The sequence below is a fragment of the Vibrio sp. OPT24 genome (assembly GCF_015163545.1).
GTDB lineage: Bacteria > Pseudomonadota > Gammaproteobacteria > Enterobacterales > Vibrionaceae > Vibrio > Vibrio cyclitrophicus.
The window spans coordinates 342493-368598 of record NZ_JADDYI010000053.1; the positions used below are offsets into that span (position 1 = coordinate 342493).

A 26106-nucleotide genomic window follows, 5' to 3' on the forward strand; every position below is an offset into this window, starting at 1 on the left:
ATGAATCAACATTACAAAATTTGGAGCGATACATCGGGTTCGAACCGATGACCTCAACCTTGGCAAGGTTGCGCTCTACCAACTGAGCTAGTATCGCATTGTCATTATTCTAATCATCCCTTTGCCTAAACAAAAAGAAGAAAGAAAATGGAGGCGCCTCCCGGAGTCGAACCGAGGTCCACGGATTTGCAATCCGCTGCATAGCCACTCTGCCAAGGCGCCTTATCAACATAAAAAATATATTGAAGTGTTTAAAGAGAACCACTCTTTGTTCATCACTCTACTCTCAAGTAGAAACTAAATAGATGGTGCCCCGGGCCGGACTTGAACCGGCACAGCGCGAACGCCGAGGGATTTTAAATCCCTTGTGTCTACCAATTCCACCACCAGGGCAACGCAATTAAGCAATGCTGATTACTGAAAAGTAAAACACCATCTCTCAGCGACCTAGGCCGTGAGAACGAGGTGTACTTTAACGGATGGAAAAAATTCGTCAACAATAAATTTTATCTTTTAATTCAAGTGATTAAATATCGAACTTTACAGGCTTAAATTACTGCAGCTTGTATGGTTATTATACATAGTTCTTAAGTTTCAATGGCATCACCACAGGTGGGGAATTCAATTTATAGACTGGACATTATCGTTTGAAGTCAGTTCTTCCCACTGGTTATCTGTAGCGTAAGAAAGACAACGTCGTTTTCATGCACGTTTCACATTCAACCTCTAGAGTTTTAAGTAACTCTTATTACGAAGTGAAAATGTGAAACCACTAAAACGATACCAATATGAGCGTTATGCCGTCCTATGTAACCTCGCTTACCCTAGAGTTTTTAAACAAACTCGTTACGGGTTTGACCCTAATGGACAACGCATCATAAAGAATCAGTTTGGTAAAACCATGATTCGAGTCTTATGGAGCAGCAACAAAGATGAGGTAGTCGTGGTTATCAAGGGATCACACAGTATTTCTGACTGGCTACTCACCTTCGCATTATGGACCAGAAGCTGTAGAAGGATTGGACTGAACTATCGTGTTCATGCTGGTTTCTATCATCTCATGTTTCAAGAAAGCCAACCAAGTCGTAACGAAGATAAGCTAGGGCAAACCGTTATAGAACGTTTAGAAGCCACGCTCATACCTTTGTTAAAAGAAGGAAAAAAAATTTCCATCACCGGCCACTCATCTGGCGGCGCTATTGGTTGTGTATTTGCTGACTACCTAGACCAAAAGTATCCCGGTTGCATCAAACGAGTCGTCACGTTTGGCCAGCCTGCAATTGGTGATTGGAGCTTTAAAAAGAACTACCGTTTAAGCAAGAAAACTTACCGCATCTGTTGTGACATAGACATTGTAACCTTCATGCCGCCATTACCTTTAATGTATTGGCATACAGGAAAAGTGCTTTGGCTCTACAACGGTAGAATCTATGAAAACACCCCAACACTCATTCGCCTTGGTCGCTCGATCTTTAGTTGGTTGATTCGGCCTTTCTCTTATCACCTTATGAGTAAGTATATCCGTAATAAAGATTTCTTCGATAAACACTGAGACAGCAAATCAAGTTGACGCTAGCTGCTTAAAAAAGAGCACAAGCTTGTAACGACTTGTGCTCTGTATGGTTGTAACTGGACTTATAATTTAAATCTAGAGAGTTCCTGTTTGAGATCGTTAGCTAAGTGACTGAGTTGGTCGGCTTGCGAGACTGCATCTGACGCATCAAGCGCCATCACGTCACTTACTTCACGCACCGACTCAGTATTGGCGTTGATTTCCGCGGTCACTAAAGATTGCTCTTCTGCGGCTGAGGCAATTTGAGTCGCCATGTCGCTGATCATCTGAATCGCTTCGCGTATTTGAGCCAAGCTTTCTCCGGCCATATCCACATCGCGTACGCTAGTTTTTGCCATATCGTGACTTTGTGTCATTACTTTAACAGCACCGCTAGTCGCTTGTTGTAAACGCTTGATCTTGTCTTCAATCTCTTCCGTTGAAGCATGAGTACGTTGTGACAATACTCGTACTTCGTCAGCAACCACCGCAAAACCACGACCTTGCTCTCCGGCCCTCGCTGCTTCAATTGCCGCATTGAGTGCAAGCAAATTAGTTTGCTCTGCGATCTCACGTATTGTCGCTAAGATTGACGCGATTTGTTGACCGTGTTCTTCAAGCTCACTAATGATAGAGACTGCGCTGGTTAACTCAATAGACAGCTCATTGATTGATGATTGACTCTTCGCCATTTGTTGGAAGCCTTGTTCGCTTAACTCAACAGAATGACTTGCACTTTTTGCTGTATTGTCTGCATTAGACGCGATTTCAGAGGTTGCTGTCGCCATTTCGGTTACAGCTGTTGCTACCATAGTGATCTCGTCTTGTTGTCGGCTTACGCTATCGCTACGTTTCAATGCGCTTGTGTTCGCATGTTCTGCACCGTTATTCATGGCAGTTGAAACTTGGGTAACATTTTTCATCATCTCATGTAGCCTATCGACAAACACATTGAACTTATCGGCAAGTTGCCCGACTTCATCTTGACTCGATACTTGGAGGCGTTGTGTTAAATCTCCTTCCCCTTCAGCAATATCAGCTAAAGCTTCGCTCACTCGTCCTAATTCCACCAATTGACGAGCGACAAACCACGACGTTGCCGCAGCCATAACGATCAATACGATCAATCCTGTCGTTACCTGACTGATCAGCATATCGAACAACGGTTGTTCTAATACGTCTTTGTCCATTTCAATCACAAGAAGCCAGTCGGTGCCTTTAATAGGCTCAGCCATGATGACGCGCTCATAACCATCAACTTTTGTAAAAATTGTCGTTAAGTTTTGTGCGGCACTATTTAATCCAGCAACACTTAATTCTGGTGCTATCTCTTTGACTTGCTTAAGGATGAAATCTTTATTCTTATGGGCAACGACCGTACCTTGCTTATCTATTAGGATCGCTCGCCCATTACCTGGAACCTGAATGGCCAAGACATCGTCAATAAGCTTGTCTAATGCGAGATTTGACGCCACCACACCAATAATCGAACCATTTTCGGTCACAGGATCAGTTAAGGTCACCACTAAGGTTTGCATAGTGACGCTTACATATGGCTTAGTAGTGACCGCGCGATTTTCTGCTAAAGTTTGTTTGTACCAACCTCGAGCTCTAGGGTCATAGCCCGCTTTATTTAATGAAGGATCGTGGCGAAACATCTCACCTTGTTTGTTACCGTAGTAACTCAACCCAAACCCACCAGACACAAGGGTTTGACGTAAGTGTGGCACTATATCTAATGACGGGTTAAGTTGAACTTGTTGTTTTAGTCCGTGTACTGCTTGTTTCTTATCATAAAACCAATCGCTGATGCCCTTTGCATGCGCTTGGAGTGTGTTTCGACTCTCACTCTCTATTGATTGCCAACTGTTACTTTGAAAAGTCTTATAACCCATAAAAAGAAGGATGGCAGATGTAACAGCAATCGCTAAAACTACAGAGAAAACCATTTTTCTCTTTAGACTAAATTGCATATTAAGAACCTCTTATAGAACAATTAAAGAAATATAAAGTTCTATGCTCTCACCTATATATATGAATTAAAGAGAGTTAACACTCATATAAATGAAACAAATTGAGTACAGTAATAATTTGTGACTTCTGTTTATTTACATATTACTCAGCCGACAAACTCAAAGTAACGCAGAGTAATGGTAAATAATGGCACAAGTGCGAAACAGGTGACATGAATAATGATTGAGTTGTTAAATAAGTGGGCTAGAAGGCAGGTTGTTCGGTGGTATATCTGAAACGAAAAAACCAGCCACTAGGACTGGTTTTTTCTGAAGATTGGAGGCGCCTCCCGGAGTCGAACCGAGGTCCACGGATTTGCAATCCGCTGCATAGCCACTCTGCCAAGGCGCCTTCAATGAGTGTTTTAAGAGAACTACTCTGTGATTTCTACCAAAAGTAGCAATCAAATAGATGGTGCCCCGGGCCGGACTTGAACCGGCACAGCGCGAACGCCGAGGGATTTTAAATCCCTTGTGTCTACCAATTCCACCACCAGGGCACGCAATTCTTTATTGCGATGCCGATTACTGAAAAGTAAAACACCATCTTAATGTCAAATGAATCAACATTACAAAATTTGGAGCGATACATCGGGTTCGAACCGATGACCTCAACCTTGGCAAGGTTGCGCTCTACCAACTGAGCTAGTATCGCATTGTCATTCTTCTGCTCATCCCTTTGTCTAAACAAAAAGAAGAAGAGAATGGAGGCGCCTCCCGGAGTCGAACCGAGGTCCACGGATTTGCAATCCGCTGCATAGCCACTCTGCCAAGGCGCCTTCTTACATCAACACTTTAGGGAGTTAAATAAGCTACCCCTGTGTTCGGGTGCTTACTTTACGGATTGAGGGAAGATAGTCAAACAAAAAAGTGAATTTAAATTCCGTTTGCTGACATTTAAATCAAATTGCTGCATGTTCGATCTCTTGAGTCAAAAAACACACAGCAAAAGGGATTTAATTGGAGTGGTCGAACGCTACCACTTTTTCATAAAACGGCCAACAAGGCTTGGGTGGTAAGCCCAACAATGGTCAAACATGGTCATAAGTTGTGGGTTGCCGTACTTAGATAGGCTTACCGCGTGGAAACGGTTTTTGTGCTCTTTCAATTTTTCGACTTGAGCAATCATTTCGTCAGATTGTTTTGGTGCAATAAAATCAGAAAGCACAATCAAATCTGCGTTCTTGTATTTATCTCCGGTCATCAAATCAATTGACTTCATCAAAACAGGTTCTAGATCAGTACCACCGTGGAATGAGTAGCTTAAGAAGTCACTCGCTTCACGTAAACCATCTTGTTTTGTTAACTCATAGGTAATCTGCTCAGAAGAAAACAGAATCACGTAACAGTCTCGCTCTTCCGCGAGAGCGATTTGCATCAGGGCATAAGCCATTGCTTTGGCAGATTGCTCTGGAAATCCACTCATTGAACCTGAAGCATCCACACAAACGATGAACGGTCCTTTTTCAATATCGATATTCTTACTATCTGGCTTTTGCGCTTTCACTTTGCGTAAAGTACGAGATTTACCTTGAGATTGATAACTCAGTAAGCGCTTGTCCGCCAGATGTTTATAAAAGATAACTTCGAGCTCAGGATAAGCTAAGAACATAGTTTCGTTTGGTAGCATCTTGTTCAAGTCATCACTCTCGTGAATCCCGACAATATCATCTACCGCTTCATCGCTTTTCTCTTCAACCATCTGTAGCTCTTCTACAGGGGCTTTGTGTAGCGAAGGATCGTCTTCCTCACCCGCCATACGGCCGAGTTTTTCAGCTATTTCTTGCAGGCCTTTATGTTTATTTAAGAACTCTGCATGACGCTTCATTACGGTTAGGTCAGTTTTACTCAACTTAGCTGAAGCCATATCCCACAAGCGCCCTACGCTGCCTTCATCACCTGACTCAGTCACTTTGTCCATGTTCTTCATGGTTTCCATGCGCTGATAAAGATCCGCTAAGACTTTTTCTTTGCTTGTTTCAAGTTCGGTTACTTGAGCTTGCTTAATGGCTTCAGATAACGACTGATACCATTGATCACAAAAGTAATGTGGAAACATAGCGTTATAAACGCCTTTGTTGTTTTCCATTAAACGTCGTGCTTGTAGATAGAACGCAGAGTGCCACTCCAACTTTTTGATGACTCCGTCTATGTCATCAAAAAACTGGCCTTCATTCCAATAAATCACTTCTTGATAAAGTGCTATTTCCTCTTGGAAGCGGTCGGTCTCACACACTTTGGTCACGCGTTTTTTCACTTTTCCGCGCCATTTAACTAAATGGTTTTTTACCGATGTTTTGACGCCTTTGTTCTCAGCAGCCATCATAACTTGAGAACGAGCGATGAGATCATTCATCGCCGTATCAATGATGCCCGAATCAGCAACCATCAAAGCAAGGTTTAAGCCATCTGCTCCTAACATACTTGTCTCCCCTTACTCGAAGTACTGACTCATGAACTTGATGCGTTGAGCGATCTTACTGCTCTTCACTTTTGTCGTTTCAAGGTCTTGAGTTACTGCTTGTAAGCTTGATTCCATCGCTTTTGGTAGCTCTGGATCAATGTAGTTATGAGGTAATGCGTCGTGGAACTCGGTGCGGACTCTCTTTAACTTGAACTCAGCTTCAGTCAACTGTTCTAGTGCTCTCTCAGCGCCACTTAACCATTTGTTATACAATTCTTGATCTAACCCATCAGTCGTTACAACGCTAACCAACACAGAGCGGTTCGCAATATCTTTGATAACGAGCTGATTAGAGGCATCAAGATCCAACTTTAGACGACATAGATTTTTGTTTTCGTTGACGTAGCCGTAAATATCACCGTGCCCTTCTTTAAGAACACGGTCAAAATCATCTTTCGCCACGTATACCCAGCGGCTGTCACCTTTCTCTGATTCAGATACCGACATGTTGCTTTGCAGTAAGACCAGTTTCACTAAATTGTAAGCACTACCTACGCTGTACATCTTCGCGTTCTTAATATCATGTTGATACACGTCTTTACGTAACAAGCCACTGGTTGATTCCATCGATAACGAAACCGACAACGTCGATTCAACATCATCTTGAATTTCTTCTAGCTCTTCACGAGACATTTCGATTTGAGCTTTCGACTCTTGTTGGTCAAATGCTCGGTTAAGTGCGAAATCTTTTACAACACTACGAACCACATCACGCGACTCTGGGCTATGCCATAAGCAATCTTGCAGGAGCATGATATCTAATGGATTCACGCTATCTCTGCCACTGAAGAACGCACTCGCTTTCAACAGTTTGACGGCTTTCTTCCAGCGTCTGTCTGACACATACAGATCTGATTCTGAAGAGGAGCCTTGTTTCTTAACTGTCTCCTCAAGCATGGTTTTTAGTTCAAACAGCTTGTTGAAGGAATTATCTGTCAATTCCAACTTATCGAGTTCTTTCTGCCATTGGTGGTATTCAATGTCGGTAATCGCTAAACCTTTTGGAATCACGGCTTCTTGAGATGTACCAGTCGTCAGCATTGATTTGAAATTTTGCTTGTTTTGAATACGGTTTACAAACACACGGACTAGCATCCGGTCATACAGCGCTTCTAAGCCACTATCTTCATCTGGAAGTTCGTTGGATGCCGAGACTAATAAACGCATCGGCACACGTTCAATGTCACTACCGTTTTTGAATGTTTTCTCATTAACTACTGTAAGTAACGTATTTAGGATGGCAGGACCAGCTTTCCAGATCTCATCAAGAAATACGACTTGCGCGGTTGGCAAGTAACCCTCAGTCAGTCTTACGTAACGTCCGTTGTCTTTTAATTCTTGGATACTTAGCGGGCCAAACACTTCCTCTGGAGTAGAGAAACGCGTCATCAGATATTCGAAGTAGCTGCTGTTGTCAAAAGCCTGTATGAGACGCTTAGCGATAAGGCTTTTTGCGATACCCGGAGGACCGAGTAAAAACACACTTTCACCCGCTAAAGCAGCCAGTAAACAAAGCTTAATCGTGTCTTCTCTTTCATAGACACCGTCAGACAGAGCTTGCGCTAATTTATTGATTCTTTCAGAGAGTAGCGCCTTGTCAGCATGTGAAGAAATAGAAGGGTTCATGCGTTACTCCGAAAATCTTTGAACAATTGAGAGTGTAGATATGTTTTTATACATTTGTTAGCACTTTGTTACAAGTGTATTTTATTATTGAGTTGCATTTATATCAGATGGTTACGGTCGTAATTTTGGCGCAATCATAGATTCCAAATATGAGAGTAACCTCACGAACGGTGTGAAACTAAATCGGTAACTGAGCCTAAATTTTCTTTTATTTTCGACACCATAGACGTTAAGGTGGTGCACGTCTTCAGTAACGCGATAAATTGACAAGGAATGTGGCAAGACTGCATGAGTAAAGTTATCCATCAATGGAAAAGTATTTCTCTAGTAGAAGAGAACGTGACGCTCCCTACGAACGTCGTGGTAAAGCATACAACAATACACCACCCTGGCGCGGCTGTTATTCTACCTATTACGTCGTCTGGAAAGATTATCCTCATTAACCAGTTTCGTCCTTCACTCAAAAAATGGCTATTAGAACTACCAGCTGGAACGATGGAAGTTAATGAGACACCACTTGAATGTGCACAACGCGAGCTCGAAGAAGAAACAGGCTACAGTGCCAAATCATTCCAAAGCTTAGGGCAAGTTACCCCACTTGCAGGGTTCTGTGATGAGATACAACACCTATTCGTCGCAAAAGACCTCAATCATACGACTCGCTTTGAGTGTGATGAAGATGAAGTAATAGAGGTCATCGAACTTAGCTTAAAAGAACTGCACGATAAAATTCGCTGCGATCAAATTACCGATACCAAAACCATCGCTTGTTTGAGCAAAGCACAACTATGTGGCTATTTATAAAACTCTAGGAGAGAAACATGGACTTTCGTTCTGATACCGTAACCAAACCTTCACAAGCTATGCGTGATGCAATGGCAAACGCAGATGTAGGTGACGATGTCTACGGAGATGACCCTACCGTAAATGAACTAGAGCAATGGGCCGCAACTGAAACAGGCTTTGAAGCTGCAATGTTCACTTCTTCGGGTACTCAAGCCAACCTTCTCGGTTTAATGGCGCACTGTGAGCGTGGTGACGAGTATCTGTGTGGCCAACAAGCTCACAACTACAAATACGAAGCTGGCGGCGCTGCAGTATTAGGCTCTATTCAACCTCAACCAATAGAGAACAACCCGGACGGCACATTAGATTTTAAAAAGCTTGCTTCTGCGATTAAGCCAGACGACAGTCATTTTGCGCGCACTAAACTTCTGAGCCTAGAAAATACGATCAATGGTAAAGTGCTGCCAATGTCATATTTAGCTAACGCTCGTGAGTTCGTAAACCAATATGGTTTACAAATGCACTTGGATGGCGCTCGTGTATACAACGCGGCAGCCGCTTTAAATGTCCACGTGAAAGAAATCGCACAGCACTTCGACTCGATGACGATTTGTTTATCAAAAGGTTTAGGCGCTCCGATCGGCTCACTGCTATTGGGCAACAAAGAGTACATCGCTAAAGCACGTCGTCTGCGTAAGATGGTTGGTGGGGGTATGCGTCAAGCCGGTATTCTTGCCGCTGCAGGCAAAATGGCACTAACAGAAAATGTTGCTCAACTAAAAGTCGATCACGAGAACGCAAAAAATCTAGCGATTGGTCTAAGCAAGCTAGAAGGCTTCTCTGTCAATCCTGACTTCATTCAAACCAACATCGTGTTTGCTAAATTAGATGAGTCTGTTGATATTAACCGCATCGCAAGTGAGCTGAGTGAACAAGGCATTACAATGTCGCCAGGCAACCCTGTTCGCTTTGTCACCCATAGAGATATTAGCGCAGAAGATATCGTGACTTTCTTACAAAAATTGGAAAATGTACTTTAACTTTAGGTTAATTTGTCATCGATAAACTATTAATGATGAAGCTTCTCTTCAAAGGGGAGCCTTTTTTCGTCTTAAAAAGAGTCATCAACCGTTCCTATAAGGAAAATAACACCTTTACACCAGCCTCAATGTCTTAAAAAACACCACATTAACGCCAACAAAACTAAATCTCGTTTTGTCCTATATAAATATCTTTAATAAATCATCCAAACATAGCAGGGTGCCCTTTCCTCCCAAATTCAAGCGATATCCCGTGCGTTAAATAGAGTTAGGCTGGTGATGAAAAAAACCAAAATATGCACTCAGAACAACTTCGCTATATTTAACTGTCATTCGTACGGTAATTAGTGGTTAACATATTTCTTTTATAAGCTGTATTTTAAGGTGTTAATTTAAATAGAAAATAATTTTCAATTTCTAATAATTCATCATCCTTCATTGCTATTTCACTTCGCTCCATTGGATTTATCTACAAACATTTTAGACGTTGTATTTATTTTTTAGGACCATCACATTAATAGAGTTATTTAGGTAAAGTCACCATAATCTAAGACTTTAAACAAACGCGTAGACCATAGTTTAAATTTTATCAATTCAATAAAAATTCTCAATCAAACTGGTACTTAGGTAAATTCTATGTATCTAATTGAATATGAAATTGTTATCTAAATTTTTGTATCACTCTTCCAACTCAAAATCATACGAAATCTCATACTTCTGAATAATAATCAACTTTTTTTACTACTTCGCCATTTTTTGTAGCTCTTATAGTTTTGTTAACCAAGCAACACGTTACATTCGATTAGGGAGAGGTGAGCTTATGTACAAAGTATGTTGGTTTCTTCATAGCCTCACTCTCTCCACGTTAATTTTGGGGTTGTCACTTTCATTTAATGTCAGCGCCAATACTTTAACGTTAGGAATTAACGGCAAGATCAAAGATCGATGCGAAATAAATTTTTTCTCTGGCAACGTTATGAAATTTACCGAACATCTCGATGTTCAATCGTTACCTTTTAATGTGTATTGTAACCGCCCATTGGGTATAACGATTAACTCCAAATACGGTGGCCTAAAATATCAACAACAAGGCGTTGATATTATTGAAACTTATAATTTGTCATTACAAATAGATGAGCTTCGTCTTAACGAAAGTCGACACAGCAGTCAACTCTTATCACCTGTAATGATAGACAGTTCTGGTGTAATTCCTTTCTCTCAACAAGGGAGCCTTAGGGTTGCACTTGAAAATAGCTTGCACTTCGCAGGTTATTATAAAGACGTGATTGAAATCGAAGTTTATCCCTCGATTCATAGCGTGACAAAGTAAGACCTCTGCAATGTATCTGCAGAATAACAAATGCTCAGCAGTATTTGAGCCAATCATTTAAGATAAAGGAATTTCTAATGAAAAAGCTAACAATCTACGCAGCAACAGCCACTGCTATTTTTGGTGCTCAAGTTCAAGCCGCTCCTGGTGACGTCCAGTTAGTTGGTTTTGTTTCACCTGTATGTGAAGTTACCGGCCTTTCAACACAACTCATGGACTTTGGTAACGTGTCTCAAATTCAAAACATTTCTGTTGGCGGTCTGAACATGAAGTGTAATGACGTCGATGGTGCAACTGTGACACTAACAAGTGCTGAAGGTGGTCTAGAGTCAGACGATAGCGAAGACTACGCTCTTACCTACGATGCAACATTTAGCCCTTCGGGCCTAGCTCCTTTCACACTTAATGCTCCTGGGGGCCCAGGTCAAAATGATGTTTCAGTGAGTAACTCTTATGGTGGTTCTGGTGCATTAGCTACTGGTGTTGCCGCGACCATTGATATTGTTACGACAGAAACCTCGCCATGGGCAGGTGGCTACTCAGATACATTAACCGTAAATATTACCTCAAATTAGAGGTCAGTAAGTCGGAGGCCACTAGTTGGCCTCCGACTTAATCTGAATCTTAAACCTTACCGACATAAGTTTAGTTTGGAGCTCCTCGATATGTATAAATGGATCATGCAGAAATGGATTGTTCTTCTTTTATTGTCATTTACGTGTTTATCTGCCCATGCGTTCAAGGTAGAGCCGATGTCTATGGAAATGACACCGCTTGGTAAAAGGGCTCAAATGACAATGAGAGTGGATAATTCATCTACCGAACCACTAACAGTGGAATTGTCTCCAGTATTTATGACGATGAACGAATACGGGAAAGAAACTACGACGCCTGCAGATGACGAGCTATTAGTAATTCCGGTGACCGCGATTATTGAGCCTGGACGATCGCAATCAATTATGGTGCGATATTTAGGTGATCCTTCCATCACAGAATCAAAAGCGTATCGTATCGCTGTTAAACAGGTGAAGGTAGAGAGAGCGAGTAGCAACCAAGGACAAGTAAGTCTCTTGCTTCAGTTTAATACGCTGATCAACGTACGACCACAAAACACGACTTCTCAGTTAGAGATAAAAAGTATCGAGCAAAATGACAAGAACAACAAATGGGTTCTAGAAGTGCTTAACAGTGGTAATAGTTATGGTCGATTAACGAATACAACATGGAAAGTATCAGACGGTACACACTCAACGTATTTGAAAGGCGTAGAAATCGCCAAGCGCATTCCAGGAACTTTAGTGCTTCCGTATTCCACGCGTTTTTTTGAAATGATGCCACTTAAAAATTATGACTTTAAGACCCTATCGATTGAAATAGAACAGGATCAGTAGTGATGAGACGTTGTATTTTCGGAGGGCTCGTTTATTGCTTTTTATGTGCACAGACGTTTGGCATAACACTATTTCCAACCGTCATTGAGCTCAACACTGATCATAGAGCAACATCACAGCTGGTTGTGACTAATAATTCGACACAGACTCTCCCTCTTGAAGCCAACGTTCGCCGTTTGAATTTTTTATCCGATGGCACATTTGAAACATCGGAACTGTCGAATGAAGAAATGTTTGTGTTTCCTCCGGCTGCAATGCTAGCACCTGGGGAGCGTCAAGTATTCCGTATACAATGGTTGGGCAATAGATTACTCAAAACGTCTCAGAGTTACTTCATTCGCTTTAGTACCGCGAATATTAGCCAGAACAACGCCAAATTTGATATGCCGACAGGTTTAGCTACGGGTATCAACTTACAAGTTCATTACAATGCGCTATTGCATATTCACTCTTCTTCGCTTGAGCCAGACGTGAAATTGCACATAGGTGAAAAAGGGCAACTCACATTGACCAATACAGGGACGCGGTTTACCTACACATCGTTACTTAATTTTACAGGGCTTGAATCTCAAAACCAAAAAGTACACGAAGCTTTAGGTGAACAATTTGTCCCACCGCGCTCAACTATAACTTTGCCTTCTTCTTTAAATCACTTACCAGTGGGCACTTACCATGGGTATGAAAACTAGAACCTATCACAAGACATGGCATTTTTTGTATATCTTGGTATTGATACTTTTTTATTTTGCCGCCTTCATTCCTAACGTTTGGAGTCAAAAAATGGTATTGAATCCGACAGGGCGAGACATTCAACTCACCTCGTTACTAAGAATAAGTGACACTATATTGGGTGAAGCGGATATTATCATTACCGCTAACAATGAGATATTGCTGCCTAAAGAAAGCACTCTCACTCTCCTTTCTTCAGTGGTGACTCAAGAAGGTATCAATAAACTGAGTAACACGACAGATAACGAGATGTTGTCTCAACATCAATTTGAACTCGTAGGGTTAGGTCTTAGTTTCGACTTTTCGTCATTAGAATGTATCGTGACGGTACCGCCTGAATTTAGCTTAACACAGCAACTGTCGATGAATGGCGCGAATGATTTTTATAATTATGCAGAGCCAAGTATGTTCAGTGGGTACATTAACTTGGCCCTCTCCGCGAACGAGAGTCAATATATCGATCAAAACTCCTCAAGACAGGATCTTTATCGTAGCCAATTCGACTCCGCTCTTAACATTGGCTTTCTAAATTTTGAGTATGAATCCTATTTAGAAAACGGCTCATCGCAAGAATCGAGATACATAAGAGAAGGCTCTCGCCTAAACATTGATTTTGCCGAACAAGGTACACGACTGGTACTAGGCGATATGTACAACAGCGGTCAATCTTTTCAAGATAGCACCGACATTCTTGGTATTGGCTTAACTCGAGATTTCACCCTTATTCCAACTAGAAACGCGCGTCCAAGAGCTAATCAATCATTCACACTACAAAGAGCATCTAATGTCGATGTCTATATTGATGGGATCGCAGTTCAACGGTTAACCCTAGGGGCCGGTAGCTATAACCTTAGTGATATCCCTCTTGCGCAAGGTAGTAATGATATTGTGCTGGTCATCACCGATCGTTCGGGTAATGAAGAACGCATCGAGTTTTCGATTGCGACAGGTAACGACTTGCTCAATAGCGGCGAGTTCGAATATAGCATTATGTATGGAGCACCATCTGAATTACAGAATGGGCAAATCGAGTATCTAACCGACGAACGCATTTTGCATGGTTATATCGATGTGGGTATTAACCCTTGGTTAACTTTAGGCACTAATTTCCAATCCCGTGAAGATCTATACCAATATGGTGCCACCGCCTTAGTTGCTTCTACATGGGGTGTCACTGAATTCAATGCTTCACGTAGCGAACACCCTACATTTGGAACTGGCGATGCTTATAAATTTGCTTTCGATGCAGAGTTTTCCAGTGCAAATACGCTGACCCCACAACTAAGTGTAAGTTACGAATATCTAACCAATAACTTTACGGGTGTGACAGGATTTGATGCTTCCAATGTCGATATAAACTTAACCACCCATTTTGCCTCAGCATTCGGCTCCATTTATCTAGGCCAGTCTTTACGCGCGGCTATGACCCTCAACTACCGAACAGGAGTCGATGAAGAGAACGATTATTGGTTGATCAGTCCGAGCCTATCAGCAGGGCTATTTGATACTCCCGCTACATGGAGTGCACGCTTGAGCTATCAACATAACGCAACCGAAGACGATGACATTAGTACCACAGTCACAATAAGTTGGCCTCTTAGCCGACAAACTCGCGTAGTCGGTCGTTACACAACAGAGCTCAACGAAGCAGCATTAGATTACAGTTATCAAAATAATATTGGTAACACCGGCGGTATATCAGGCTTTGCAAGTATTGTAACTAACGAAGAAACAGATGCAGATATGGATGCCGGTATTAACTATACGGCCAACCGTTATGAATTGAATGCGACTCACGCTTCACGGCTTGAAGATATTAGTGGTGAAACACGAAACCATAGTACAGACGTGACGATCAGCAGCGCACTTGCTTTTGCAGGTTCATCTGTGACGATCGGCAGACCAGTTCGTGAAGCATTTGCGATTGTTAGCAAACATAAAAGCCTTAAAGAGAATGATCTAGCTATCGACCCGACAAAAGATGCTGAGTACGCACGTGTCTATCTTAGAGGAGATGGCAATGCTATGGTCCCTGATCTTGTTGCTTATAATGGCCAAGTGATCGGTTACGAAGTCGATAACTTACCGCCTGGGTATGACTTAGGTGATGGTGCGTTCTGGGTTAAGCCTGGTTATAAACAGGGCTACCAACTACAGATAGGCTCCGATGCTGTCTTAACCGTTATTGGCAAGCTATTCGATCGTCAAAGTAACAACCCTATTTCACTTGTCGCAGGCGTAGCACATTACCTTGGTGAAGCAAAACAATTACCGATTGATTTCTTTACTAATCGTAACGGAATTTTTGCAATCTCTGGATTAAAGCCAGGTAAATATCAATTGGTACTCGACACCAAAGGACAGGAATCAGTCATCATCACCCTCAGTGAACGCAGTGACAACTTGATAAGACTAGGAGATGTGTATGTGGAATAAACAACTTCTTTGTGGAGCATTAAGCCTCATCGCCATAAGCCATGTTTCTTCTGCATTTGCGTGTGAAGCTAGTGCATTGGCTATTCAACCCGTCTCCTCACAATCACAGTATGACGTTTTCAGCGCAGGGAATTTTGCGACAATAAATACTTACCGTATAGATGCAAACATAATCGGCGAACCCTGTGAGTTGAGCCTGATTTTACAACTTAGCGATACAAGTCGGTCGTTAAAAGGGTCAAACCAAGACAGGCTCAACTTTGAATGGAGTGGGTTCGTTGGCATGCCTGTGGCTAATCAGTGGCATCTGTCATTAACCGACAGTCAACAATCCGCAACGATACAAATGCGCTTTCCAAGCAAACAATGGTTAGAGTCAGGAACCTATCGAGGACTTTTAGAGGTCTCGCCTTCTTATACTTCAGACAACAAACAAATAGAAATCAGCCCAAGCTCACTGCCTGTTTCAGTTAACGTCCCACCCGCTGCAAAAATTCACTTTTATGGGCTAACCCAACAACACTATGACCTTGATCTCGGTACATTATATTCAAATAAAGTGATTCGTTCTGCACCTAACTTGTGGGTTCAAAGTAATACAGGCTATACCATTGTTTTGGAATCAGCTTATCAAGGAAAGTTACGCCATGAATCAAATGACACTAAATGGGACATCCCATATCAACTCTCCCTAGATAATGACAGAGTAAACCTTGATCAGTTGGATGCACGAATCCAACGTCTTGCTTCGACAATTGGTCAGCCTATTCCTTTGAGTTTTGTCATTGGAGAAACAGAGAATAAACCAGGAGGGCAATATGACGACACATTACAAATTTCTATTGAACCTCGCCTTTCACAACAACCGTAAATATGTAATTATATAAAAAATGAGACATTGCACCCAATTATATAAAATCCAACATCATAAAATTAAAAATCAATTGTTAGTTGCGGAGTAAGTTATGTATGACCATAAGAATAATTTAAAACACATACTCCTAATTGGTGACAACGGTATTAACAACCAGTTTATCCAACGAGAAATAGAAAAATACAGTGATTTCTCCTTTAATAGGGAATGTATTTTAGATATTGAACGTTCACTTAATCATAAAGAATTTGATGTCGTTATCATTAGCTATTTATTGTTGACCGATATAAAAGATATCAACGTCACTCTATCAAACCTAGAGTCCAGTAAGTGGGTGGTCTATGACGTTCCTGAAGATATCACAGGACAAAGCATTACCGTAATGCAATTATTCAATTTATTTAATTTAAAAGGGGTAATCTATCAAGATGCGCCTATCGATCACCTTACACGTTGTTTGAAAACAGTATGTGACGATGATTTATGGTTACCGAGAAAGCTGATGTCACATATTTTGTCCAATGCACGCTCGTATACTGTCAAGTCGGAGGTAATACTGTCCAGCCTAACAAAAAGAGAAATTCAAATATTTAAACGAGTCATTAGAGGTGATTCAAATTTAGAAATATCAAGCGACCTGTTTATTTCAGAAAGCACGGTAAAAACACATGTATACAACATATATAAGAAAATCAATGTTACTAATCGAAAAGAAGCAATAAAAAAAGCAAATTTTATCAATAGTTTAGAATCTATTATACAACCAGATGTAAAATTCAAGGCATGACTATAGATATAAAAATCAATTGAAGCCTTAATCTTCCAATTCATCAGACGCTTCACTATTTTACCTTAAACAAGCATTCCTCAGAAAGTTTGCTAGAAAGGAATAAAAACCGCTAACTCACAAATTCATACGTTGACGTAATGAAGGTTCGACTAAGTCAAAGTTGGACAAAATTTAAAGATGTTGCTGTTACTTAAGCGTCACAACAGACATGAATTCATCTTTACCTCACCTCCCTACTAAGAATTAATTCTAGAGTCGATTGTAACGATTTTTTGAAACCAAACATCTAAAAACAACTAAATCCTCTCTAAATATGTGTAATCCCACCGACCCTACAAAAGTGATATTTAATAATAATTATTAAATATCAATAACTTAATTAAAAACCATAAAGTCATTTTTTGTCATTAGCCTTATTTTCCGGTTCCATGAATAATTCACCTCTCATTCATGAGTTCAAGCCAATACGTCGAACTCTCTAATGTGATGTCGATACCAGCAATCCAATCACCTCAGGTCGAATCGCATGTTTTTGAATTGATTTAATAGAACGGATTTCTAACCATACGACAAGGAAAGTTGAAGGTAAGCCTAATATTGAGATTGTTATGAACGCGACAAAAATGTCTTTAATTGCCCTGACAGCTATACTTACAGCCTCGGTAACAGCGACTGTACATGCGGTAGAGTGGGATCAACTCAGCGGCGAAATACTCTTCGCTACTCTCTACACACACTCAGATTCAAATCTCTACACCGAGGGCAACCCAAATTTAGGTAAAAAATCAAACCGCGGCGACTATGGTGACAAGGCCATTTTTACTCCTCTGGGAAATTTGAATTTTGATTTCGGTGCAGATCGAACTCACCGTTTATATGTGGGTACATCTCGTGATGATTTATCGGTCGGTACGCTGGCATTCGAGTTTGGTTACCAAAAACAATTAGACTCGGGCACAACCGTTGATGTGGCCTACTTGCCAACCGTAATTCCAGGCGAAGTATGGACTAACCCATATGAAATCGACGAAAGCCGCACGAAAACCGATGTTGATGGCGGTGCTGTACGCATGAAATTAAGTAACCTTTCACAAACGAATATTTCGCTAGATATGGCATACGCCTACGCAGACGTAGAGGAAGACAATGTCCCTAGTCAGCTTCTAGAGCGAGATAGCCAGGCGTACTTCATTAAAGCTCAGTACCTTTCGATGTTAAGCCGTCAATCGGGCATCAATTACGGTTTAAGCTACACGTTCCATGATGCTTATGGCAAAGCAAATCAACACAACAGATATGGTATTGAAGCATCGTACTTCTTTGTATTTTCATCGTATGCTGTAGCTATCACAGGTAACTACGCTCACAGCGATTACCGTGCAGATAATCCAATATTCGATCAAAGCAGAACCGACAATAGTTATAGATTATTCATCGCTTATGAGTACAAAGATCTTGGAAGTTGGGAAAATTGGAGCATCGCGACGTTTACCGGAACTCGAAAGAACCACTCAAACATAGACTTCTTTACACATCGAGAATGGTTAGTGTCAGCTTCTTTAAACTACGCCTTCTGATCGGTTTCACAAGTTGGTTCACTTATCAGTTAGTATCACGATCGCCTTAGCGAAATACTGACTGGTACTAAAACCTATAAATTTGATGACGATATGACGACTAAAGTGCCATAATTAAATAAGTTTCTATTCCGCAATTTGCCCACTTATTATTAATTTATGACCAAACTCACTTTAGAGCCACCTGTGTACCTTATTGGTGAATACTTGTACTCATCAACCTCAGGAGTTTTATCCAAAAACCAAGTTCTGACTCAATTAAGAGCAAAAGAATCGGCTTTGTTGAATGCGTTGATCAAACGAGTTCCTGATGTACTATCTAGAGAAAACATCGTTAAGGAACTTTACGAAAACACGTATGCCACAGACGTAACGATCAACCAATTGGTCAAACGATTAAGAACTGCTCTGGGTGATGATAAACGTTCATTGATTCGTACGATCCCCAAGACAGGTTATTTGTTGGCTATCGAACCGAAATTAGTCAAAAACAACACTGAGACTTGCTCAGTGGAAGCAGCATTCATAGCTCCCGTTGCCAACCATTTACCATTGGAAGTTCAAGCAGAAGAATCCAAGCCTTTAGAGTCGCATAAAATCGTACAGCAAGACGAAATCCGTTTACAACGTTTTGGAGCCCTTGTCGTGATTGGTTGTTTACTAGCGATTGCGATTGGCTACCGGTTAGCTTCTTTGCTTACCCCACCAATACGATATCTAGAACGAGTTTCTATAATCGAAGCAGAAAACCAGCACATCGATACCCTATCCCAAACGCCTACAATAGTAATAGATGAAAACCGCCAGGTTGAGGCTATATATTTAAAAGACGATGAAGTAACCGTTCATTGCACTTATCAAGAGCAAGTTACCTTATGCGATTAAAATCCAAACATCATAAAGTTCTCGTAATCTGGACCGTTTGTGTGGTCGTTGGTTTTCTCTTATTCCAACTCAGCTACACGCCAACGAAACCATTTACTGGCTTTTGGAGCGGACACTCGGTCGTTAATTATGGCGAACGCTCTCTGCTTATCAACACACAACTGATCATCGATAGCCCTGAATCAGAAAGTGCTCGCTTAATTACCACATTCGAACCCAAATCCGATGTTACTACGCCTTTTCAAACCAGCGTTACCAGCAACATACAAGTGCAAAGACGAGTCGACTCAAAAGTCACCTTCTCATTAACTGAACTGAATTACACCAATAAGGAAGCGCTTGAAATTTACTTAAACCGTGAGTTACCGCAGACGGGCAGCTTAGTTTCAGGTGAGTCATGGGCGGTCGATGACGATGAAATATTCATGTATTTAACCCTCGCATTCGGCGAGAAGATGGGCGTAATTCTCAAGCGTCATCAATAGTTGTTGGAAAAATGAAGACTTACCCATGCAATATCAACCCGAGTGAAGCTAGCATCGACTGAAATCATTGTGAGGTGGCGATAAGTTCATATCTTTATCATCACTATATAGATATGGCTTTACACGCCCTATCGAACCCTTACAATGTGCAGCAAATATATTTATCAAGGTTTATCTCTATGTCTATTCAATGGTTTCCGGGTCACATGCATAAAGCCCGCAAAGAAATCGAAGAAGTTATCCCACAGGTTGATGTGATCATCGAAGTATTGGACGCTCGTATTCCGTTCAGTAGCGAAAACCCAATGATCTCTTCACTGCGCGGCGATAAGCCTTGTGTCAAAGTCTTAAACAAACGCGACCTTGCCGATCCGGAACTCACTCAACTTTGGATTGAGCACTTTGAGAAAGAACAAGGCGTTAAAGCGATTGCAATTACCACTAGCGTAAAAGAAGAAGTAAATCACGTAATGGAGCTAGTGCGTAAGCTAGCACCTCACCGTGAACAGATGGGCAAAAACATCCGAACTATGATTATGGGTATCCCAAATGTAGGTAAGTCGACCATCATCAACTGCTTAGCTGGGCGTACAATTGCGGTAACGGGTAACCAACCTGCAGTAACTCGTCGCCAACAACGTATCAACCTACAAAATGGCGTAATCCTTTCTGATACTCCTGGAATCCTTTGGCCTAAAGTGGAAAACCCACATAGTGGTTTTCGCCTAGCAGCAACTGGTGCAGTTAAAGATACAGCAATGGAATACGACGAAGTTGCTTTTTATACAGTTGAATACTTAGCGAAACAGTACCCTAACCTACTTAAAGAACGCTACCAAATTGAAGAGCTACCAGAGTCTGACATTGAATTAATGGAAGCGATTGGTCGCAAGCGTGGAGCACTTCGAGCAGGGGGTCATATCGATATTCATAAATGTTCTGAAATCTTACTTCACGAACTTCGTAGCGGCACTTTAGGTAAAGTAACGCTTGAGCTGCCAGAAATGATAACAAAAGAGCTGATCGAAGTTGAAGCTGCGGCTGCGCTAAAAGCAGAACAACAAATTAAGAAGAAAGAAGAACGTCGTAAGCGTTACTTAAAAAACAAACGCTAATCGCTGTTCTTCACTTTTACTCCTGCCTCTAAGCTATTCACGTTCTATTTCGGTAGAACGTGAATGTTTTCACTCTACGTTTTTTGATCTAGCTAACATACTGACGAATCAATAGAAACTGCCGTTTACAATCTGAAACACTGTGACATACTACGCAAATTATTGTGTATCAATTTCGGCTAACTTCTTAATGCGCGCTTATTCTGGGTTCAAAAATCAGAGATTTAAAACCTATTTCGATAATGAAATTTATTTGCCGTACGTAAAATCCATCTACATTCCAATCACAATATTTTTTGCGTTTATGATCACCGATTTCATACACTTCGGTGCTGAATGTATCATCCCAGCTCTACTAAGAGCCATAATCGTTATTGCCATGTGGTTTACTGCATCTTACTGCATTAAATACAAGCCCAGCTCGTTACAACAATTAGAAGCGGCTTTCTTAATAATCAGTGCTCTATTTCTAGTTTATGTTGGTCGTTTCGCTATTGAGCTTGGGGATTTTGATTACCAAGGTGGCATCATCATTGTGATGATCTATGTCGGAACCTTCTCAAGGTTGTCAGCGAGTTACAGTATAACCGCGCTCACCTTCATATTTTTAAGCTACATTATTGGTTTATCCCCTTATCTGTACGCGGCTGAACCTAACCATGAAATTGAAACGATTTCTGTTTACATATCCGCCTACATCCTTATAGCGGCGGCGTGCTTAAGACGAGATTTTGAAGTACATAAACGCTTTATTCAATCGGAACAACTGCGAAAACAAGCCATCCAACTGCGTAAACAATCTAGCCAATACGAAGCGCTTTCATATAGAGATGCGCTAACAGGTTGTTATAACCGTCTATATCTTCATCAAGTCATAGAACCTAGTATTAACCGTCAGTTATCCATTACATCAATCATGATCGATATAGACCATTTCAAGTCGATTAACGACACTTACGGACATCAAATGGGTGATATGGTTATCAAAGAATTGGCGAACGAGATTAAACAAAGACTACCGAGCAGCAGTAACTGTTTTAGGTATGGCGGTGAAGAGTTCTTGATCATGGTGCAAGGCGAAACCGAAGCCTCAATCAGATCATTAGTTGGTTCTCTTTTAGAGTCTCCCTCTGACCTTAGATTGGAAGTTACCATCTCAATTGGTGTGAAACATTCGCCTCAAGCTCTTGGGTCTGTTGAGCAACTCATCAACGACGCCGATCAAGCGCTATACATTTCGAAGAAAAACGGTAGAAACCAGATCACTTGGTGCGACTAAACGCACAATCATTAGAAACATCTACCCTAATCAAAAAAGCCCCGAACAATCTAATGCTCGGGGCTTTTATTTTTATTCTTAAGCTTTAAAGGAGCTTTGGTTGAACTTTATTATTTAGTAAGGAACAATTTCACAACGAGAAGCGACTAAGAATACACAGCACTCGCTGTCTTCTGCTCAAGTTCTACGGGAGATTCCCAAGAGATTACTTTCTCGGTCACTTGACTTCCACATGGTGCATTCCAAACCTGTTCCAGTTCTTCTTTTCCACCAATCGCTTGATAAAAAGCAATAGCTTGGTGATTTTCAGACATCACTTCTAGATAAAGTCCCGAATCCGAATAATATTGTTGCAACCACTTAGATAGTTCAGACAACAAGCGCTTGCCTACACCACGGCCACGATAGGCATTATCCACATGTAAAGCATCAATGAACGTACCACGCTCAAAGTTGTGATTGCCAAACGCACAGACAAAACCAACCAGTAAACCACCCTCTTCAAGCAATAATACATGTTGGTTAAAAGGAGGATTAATCAAACGAGTCTGCCAAATAACAGATCTGTCCTCCAAAACATCATTTTCCAAGTAATCATCAGCGAGAATCCCACGGTAATATAGCTTCCAGCTATCCGCATGTAATTGGGCAATCCGCTCATAATCTTTATATTCAGCTACCTTAATTTCCATTTATTAGCCCTTAGTACTTCCATTTCTGACTTGCTACTACATTTCATACTACCTTTATACAATATTTAAGCAAAACATACTAATACACGTTTACACTTTCAATATTGACTTACACGTGTACGCTGATATTCTAGCGTACAGATGTAAGCCCAATGGAAATTTGCTAATGAATAGTGCCGACAAATCATCAACAAAAAAGCCGCCATTAATCTGGCTCAATATTTTTGTATTCTCTTTTAGTATGCTGCTTGCTGTTGTCGCAGCTCCCATTTATGGCTACTTTTTTGGCTATGGTATGGAGCACTGGATATGGCTAGCGATCTGTTTTACTTTCTGCAATCTGTCAATCACTACAGGTTACCACCGCCTCTGGTCACATAAAGCGTTTGAAGCGCATTCAAGCCTCAGGTTTCTATTTGCCTTGGGTGGTGCATTTGCTCTCCAAAATAGCGCACTGCATTGGTCTTCTGATCACCGTGTGCACCACAAACATGTCGACAATAACGACAAAGACCCTTATTCAGCCAAGCGCGGTTTTTGGTACTCACACATCGGTTGGATGATTCGTAACTACAACACTGCGATGTACACCGATTACGAAAACTGTCGTGACCTTAAAAAAGATAAAATCGTGATGTGGCAACATAAGCACTACGTGTTACTTGCTCTTCTCATGAACTTTGGAGTCCCTATCGCATTAGGTGTGATTTACGGCGATGTGATTGGCATGTTGTTAATCGTGGGTGCGGTACGCTTAGTGCTTAACCATCACACAACCTTCTTTATTAACTCACTTGCTCATATCTGGGGTAGCCAACCTTTCACAGATAAAAATACAGCACGTGATAACGGTGTGTTAGCGGTTCTTACTTTTGGAGAAGGCTACCATAACTTCCATCATATCTTTGAAAACGACTACCGTAACGGCATTTACTGGTGGCAATACGATCCCACTAAATGGTTGATTAAAAGCGCTTCATTGATGGGTCTAGCAAGTAAACTTAAGAAAACGCCTCAAGCTCGTATTGAAAAAGCGGAAGCATCAATGCTATTGAAACGCACGCAGCAAAAGATCATGCACCGTGCCGACAAGCAACAAATAGCAGACAAGCTTCAGGAAGAGTTCGATGCACTTGTATCAAATATGAATGAGTACTATGAAGTTAAAAAGCAGCTACTTGAAAGCAAACGTGAAGACGTCGTGAAAAAGTACGAGCATTCAGTACTTAAAGTTCGATACCAGCAGATCAAAATGAATTTTGAACAACAAAAGAGAAATTGGGCAATGACAGTGGAGCAATATGCTTAGTAAAACAATACGCTTAACACCCCTATAACAACGTTGTTTAGTTCTAACTCAAGAGCCCTCATATTACTATGAGGGCTTTTTAATTTACGCTTCTAATTAAATATATGAAATTTTTGTCTTTACTAAAATAACAAAGGTTAGTTCCAAATATCACACTTTCAATGTAACACCATGTCGATCATCAACTTTCATTGTGACGACTATCACTTACAGAACGATATTCATTCCATAACATTTGCATCCCACAATTCTTTCATGCAATTAGCGGATCCATTTTATGAAATTGTTAAAAACATCTATCGCTTTCGCCATTTCTTCAGCTCTTTTAATTGGTTGCAGCAGCGACACTGATTATGTTCAACCTGAAGAAGTCAAAATCGCAACTTACAACCTGTCTTTTGACCGAACAACCTTTGAAGCTCTTGTAACAGAAATGCAAATCGAACCAAGTGTTCAGGCAACGCTAGTATCCGATTATTTGGATAACACGATTGGTGCTGCAGACAAAGAGACAGCGGCCAAAGTGATTCAGATCCGTAATGTAGCAGCCGTGATTCAAAAGAATCGTCCTGACGTACTTATGATGGCTGAGTTTAACAATGACGGTACTGGCACCGACAAATCGGCGCTAGAAGGCTTCCAGAAAAACTACCTTTCTGTCGCTCAAAGTATTGAAGGTGCAGGCGGCGATGCTAACCTAGAGCCAATCTCATACCCATACTTTGAAAGCTACTCAACCAACACCGGCTTATTGAACGAATTTGGCTTTGATTTAGACAATGATGGTACTCCTGGGACACTACCCGGAGATGCGTGGGGTTTCGGTTTCTACCATGGTCAATACGCGTTTGCTTTGATGTCTAAATACGAAATCGACACGGCAAACACTCGTACATTTCAAGAATTTAAATGGAAAGATCTTGAAGGTTCAACCATCCCAACAATCACAGTGTGTGATGATCCTAGTAAGTTCCCTGTCGGTATGGGTTGTGGCGAAGAGTGGTACACAACTGCTGAGTGGGAAGAAGTTCGTCTATCATCAAAAAACCACGTTGATGCACCGATCCTTATTCCAACTAAAAACGGGACAGAAACCGTTCACTTGCTGATGTCTCACCCTACTCCTCCGGCTTTTGATGTGGGTAAGAACATTGAGCAAAACGCAGCAGAAGTCGACTTCTGGCACCAATACATTCAAAATAAATCGTTCATCTATGATGATTCTGGAAAAACGGGTGGCCTAGAACAAGGCAAGCACTTTGTCATGATGGGTGATCAAAACCTCGACCCAGTAGATGGAGACGGTATTAGTTCTGTAATGCAAGACTTGCACAACGATGCACTGGTTAATCAAGAAGTCACCAATGGTCATTTATACCCGACCAGTTATGGTGCAGCTGAACATGCCGTGGATAAATCGTCATCTCACCCACAACCAAACCGTATCACTTCAACATTTGGACTTGCGGTTGATTACGCTCTTCCATCAGCCACATTAAGTATTATTGAATCTGGTGTTTATTGGTCAGCTTCATATGAAGAAGGACGTCAGTTATTCAATGACTCACGAATTGGTGATTATGGTAACGGTAAAGATGTTTCATCTGACCACCGTATGATCTGGGTAAAAGTAGGCTTTTCAAAGTAGCTGCGTACCACCCCTAAGCTAAAATCATTACTCGATTTTAACTAGCAACAAAAAAGCCCATAGGTCAGAGAACCTATGGGCAAATC

General features: G+C 41.2%; 21 protein-coding genes and 7 tRNA genes. 17 read left to right on the forward strand and 11 right to left on the reverse strand.

The annotated features are described in order from the left end of the window. Positions 1-21 precede the first annotated feature (21 nt). The 3 genes from IQO02_RS15230 to IQO02_RS15240 all read right to left on the reverse strand — a co-directional run bounded on the left by IQO02_RS15230 (position 22) and on the right by IQO02_RS15240 (position 393). Positions 22-97, reverse strand: a tRNA-Gly gene (locus IQO02_RS15230). A gap of 51 nt (positions 98-148) precedes the next feature. Continuing rightward, a tRNA-Cys gene (locus tag IQO02_RS15235) sits at positions 149-222 on the reverse strand. 84 nt (positions 223-306) lie between these two features. Then, positions 307-393 (reverse strand) — tRNA-Leu (locus IQO02_RS15240). Positions 394-763: 370 nt separating this feature from the next. Between IQO02_RS15240 and IQO02_RS15245 the strand changes: the two genes are divergently transcribed. Next, entirely contained in the window at positions 764-1552 is a 789-nt protein-coding gene (locus IQO02_RS15245; RefSeq protein ID WP_010429969.1) for a lipase family protein, read from the forward strand. Positions 1553-1635: 83 nt separating this feature from the next. Here the strand turns inward: IQO02_RS15245 and IQO02_RS15250 are convergent, their stop codons facing one another. The 7 genes from IQO02_RS15250 to IQO02_RS15280 form a co-directional block, all read right to left on the reverse strand. Further along, the gene (locus tag IQO02_RS15250) at positions 1636-3501 is read right to left on the reverse strand and encodes a methyl-accepting chemotaxis protein (RefSeq protein WP_016793309.1); all 1866 of its coding nucleotides are present in this window, start codon (positions 3499-3501) and stop codon (positions 1636-1638) included. Positions 3502-3842: 341 nt separating this feature from the next. Next, a tRNA-Cys gene (locus IQO02_RS15255) sits at positions 3843-3916 on the reverse strand. Positions 3917-3977: 61 nt separating this feature from the next. After that, a tRNA-Leu gene (locus IQO02_RS15260) sits at positions 3978-4064 on the reverse strand. 79 nt (positions 4065-4143) lie between these two features. Then, positions 4144-4219 (reverse strand) — tRNA-Gly (locus IQO02_RS15265). Positions 4220-4269: 50 nt separating this feature from the next. After that, positions 4270-4343, reverse strand: a tRNA-Cys gene (locus IQO02_RS15270). A 197-nt stretch (positions 4344-4540) separates the two neighbouring features. Beyond that, on the reverse strand, positions 4541-5986 hold the full coding sequence (gene viaA / locus IQO02_RS15275; protein WP_016793375.1) for an ATPase RavA stimulator ViaA: 1446 nt from the start codon (positions 5984-5986) through the stop codon (positions 4541-4543). A gap of 12 nt (positions 5987-5998) precedes the next feature. Then, a complete protein-coding gene (locus IQO02_RS15280) occupies positions 5999-7654 on the reverse strand; it encodes an ATPase RavA domain-containing protein (protein WP_010429979.1) in 1656 nt (551 codons plus the stop codon). Positions 7655-7942: 288 nt separating this feature from the next. Here IQO02_RS15280 and IQO02_RS15285 point away from each other — a divergent pair, with 288 nt between their 5' ends. The 14 genes from IQO02_RS15285 to IQO02_RS15350 all read left to right on the forward strand — a co-directional run bounded on the left by IQO02_RS15285 (position 7943) and on the right by IQO02_RS15350 (position 22371). After that, entirely contained in the window at positions 7943-8458 is a 516-nt protein-coding gene (locus IQO02_RS15285) for an NUDIX hydrolase (RefSeq protein WP_016768092.1), read from the forward strand. 17 nt (positions 8459-8475) lie between these two features. Further along, on the forward strand, positions 8476-9480 hold the full coding sequence (gene ltaE, locus IQO02_RS15290; RefSeq protein ID WP_016768093.1) for a low-specificity L-threonine aldolase: 1005 nt from the start codon (positions 8476-8478) through the stop codon (positions 9478-9480). A gap of 820 nt (positions 9481-10300) precedes the next feature. Beyond that, positions 10301-10810 carry a hypothetical protein gene (locus IQO02_RS15295; RefSeq protein ID WP_010429985.1) on the forward strand — a complete coding sequence of 170 codons (510 nt, stop codon included), beginning with the start codon at positions 10301-10303 and terminating at the stop codon, positions 10808-10810. Positions 10811-10887: 77 nt separating this feature from the next. Then, complete coding sequence (locus tag IQO02_RS15300) at positions 10888-11385, forward strand: hypothetical protein (protein ID WP_010429987.1); 498 nt, start codon at positions 10888-10890, stop codon at positions 11383-11385. 90 nt (positions 11386-11475) lie between these two features. Continuing rightward, a complete protein-coding gene (locus IQO02_RS15305) occupies positions 11476-12201 on the forward strand; it encodes a molecular chaperone (protein ID WP_010429989.1) in 726 nt (241 codons plus the stop codon). Positions 12202-12203: 2 nt separating this feature from the next. Further along, positions 12204-12890, forward strand: a complete 687-nt coding sequence (locus tag IQO02_RS15310) for a molecular chaperone (RefSeq protein ID WP_010429992.1) — start codon at positions 12204-12206, stop codon at positions 12888-12890. 91 nt (positions 12891-12981) lie between these two features. Continuing rightward, positions 12982-15366, forward strand: coding sequence for a fimbria/pilus outer membrane usher protein (locus tag IQO02_RS15315; RefSeq protein WP_010429994.1), 2385 nt, complete (start codon positions 12982-12984; stop codon positions 15364-15366). Further along, complete coding sequence (locus IQO02_RS15320) at positions 15356-16237, forward strand: hypothetical protein (RefSeq protein WP_010429997.1); 882 nt, start codon at positions 15356-15358, stop codon at positions 16235-16237. Before IQO02_RS15315 ends, IQO02_RS15320 begins: the two co-directional genes overlap by 11 nt. Positions 16238-16331: 94 nt before the next feature. Next, positions 16332-17027, forward strand: a complete 696-nt coding sequence (locus IQO02_RS15325; RefSeq protein WP_010430000.1) for a helix-turn-helix transcriptional regulator — start codon at positions 16332-16334, stop codon at positions 17025-17027. Positions 17028-17638: 611 nt separating this feature from the next. Continuing rightward, on the forward strand, positions 17639-18607 hold the full coding sequence (locus IQO02_RS15330; RefSeq protein ID WP_016793377.1) for a DUF2860 family protein: 969 nt from the start codon (positions 17639-17641) through the stop codon (positions 18605-18607). Between the two features lie 159 nt (positions 18608-18766). Further along, positions 18767-19492: a winged helix-turn-helix domain-containing protein gene (locus IQO02_RS15335; protein ID WP_016768095.1), complete on the forward strand. Its 726-nt coding sequence runs from the start codon at positions 18767-18769 to the stop codon at positions 19490-19492. Next, entirely contained in the window at positions 19483-19977 is a 495-nt protein-coding gene (locus IQO02_RS15340; RefSeq protein ID WP_010430006.1) for a hypothetical protein, read from the forward strand. The genes IQO02_RS15335 and IQO02_RS15340 overlap by 10 nt, the downstream gene beginning before the upstream one ends. Before the next feature lie 179 nt (positions 19978-20156). After that, positions 20157-21092: a ribosome biogenesis GTPase YlqF gene (gene ylqF, locus IQO02_RS15345; protein ID WP_010430008.1), complete on the forward strand. Its 936-nt coding sequence runs from the start codon at positions 20157-20159 to the stop codon at positions 21090-21092. 253 nt (positions 21093-21345) lie between these two features. After that, positions 21346-22371 carry a GGDEF domain-containing protein gene (locus tag IQO02_RS15350; RefSeq protein WP_010430010.1) on the forward strand — a complete coding sequence of 342 codons (1026 nt, stop codon included), beginning with the start codon at positions 21346-21348 and terminating at the stop codon, positions 22369-22371. A 146-nt stretch (positions 22372-22517) separates the two neighbouring features. Here the strand turns inward: IQO02_RS15350 and IQO02_RS15355 are convergent, their stop codons facing one another. Continuing rightward, positions 22518-23063 carry a GNAT family N-acetyltransferase gene (locus IQO02_RS15355; RefSeq protein WP_010430012.1) on the reverse strand — a complete coding sequence of 182 codons (546 nt, stop codon included), beginning with the start codon at positions 23061-23063 and terminating at the stop codon, positions 22518-22520. A 166-nt stretch (positions 23064-23229) separates the two neighbouring features. On the opposite strand from IQO02_RS15355, the gene IQO02_RS15360 reads away from it, so the two are divergent. Further along, the gene (locus tag IQO02_RS15360) at positions 23230-24372 is read left to right on the forward strand and encodes an acyl-CoA desaturase (protein ID WP_010430014.1); all 1143 of its coding nucleotides are present in this window, start codon (positions 23230-23232) and stop codon (positions 24370-24372) included. 277 nt (positions 24373-24649) lie between these two features. Next, the gene (locus IQO02_RS15365; RefSeq protein WP_016793379.1) at positions 24650-26020 is read left to right on the forward strand and encodes an endonuclease/exonuclease/phosphatase family protein; all 1371 of its coding nucleotides are present in this window, start codon (positions 24650-24652) and stop codon (positions 26018-26020) included. Positions 26021-26106 lie beyond the last annotated feature (86 nt).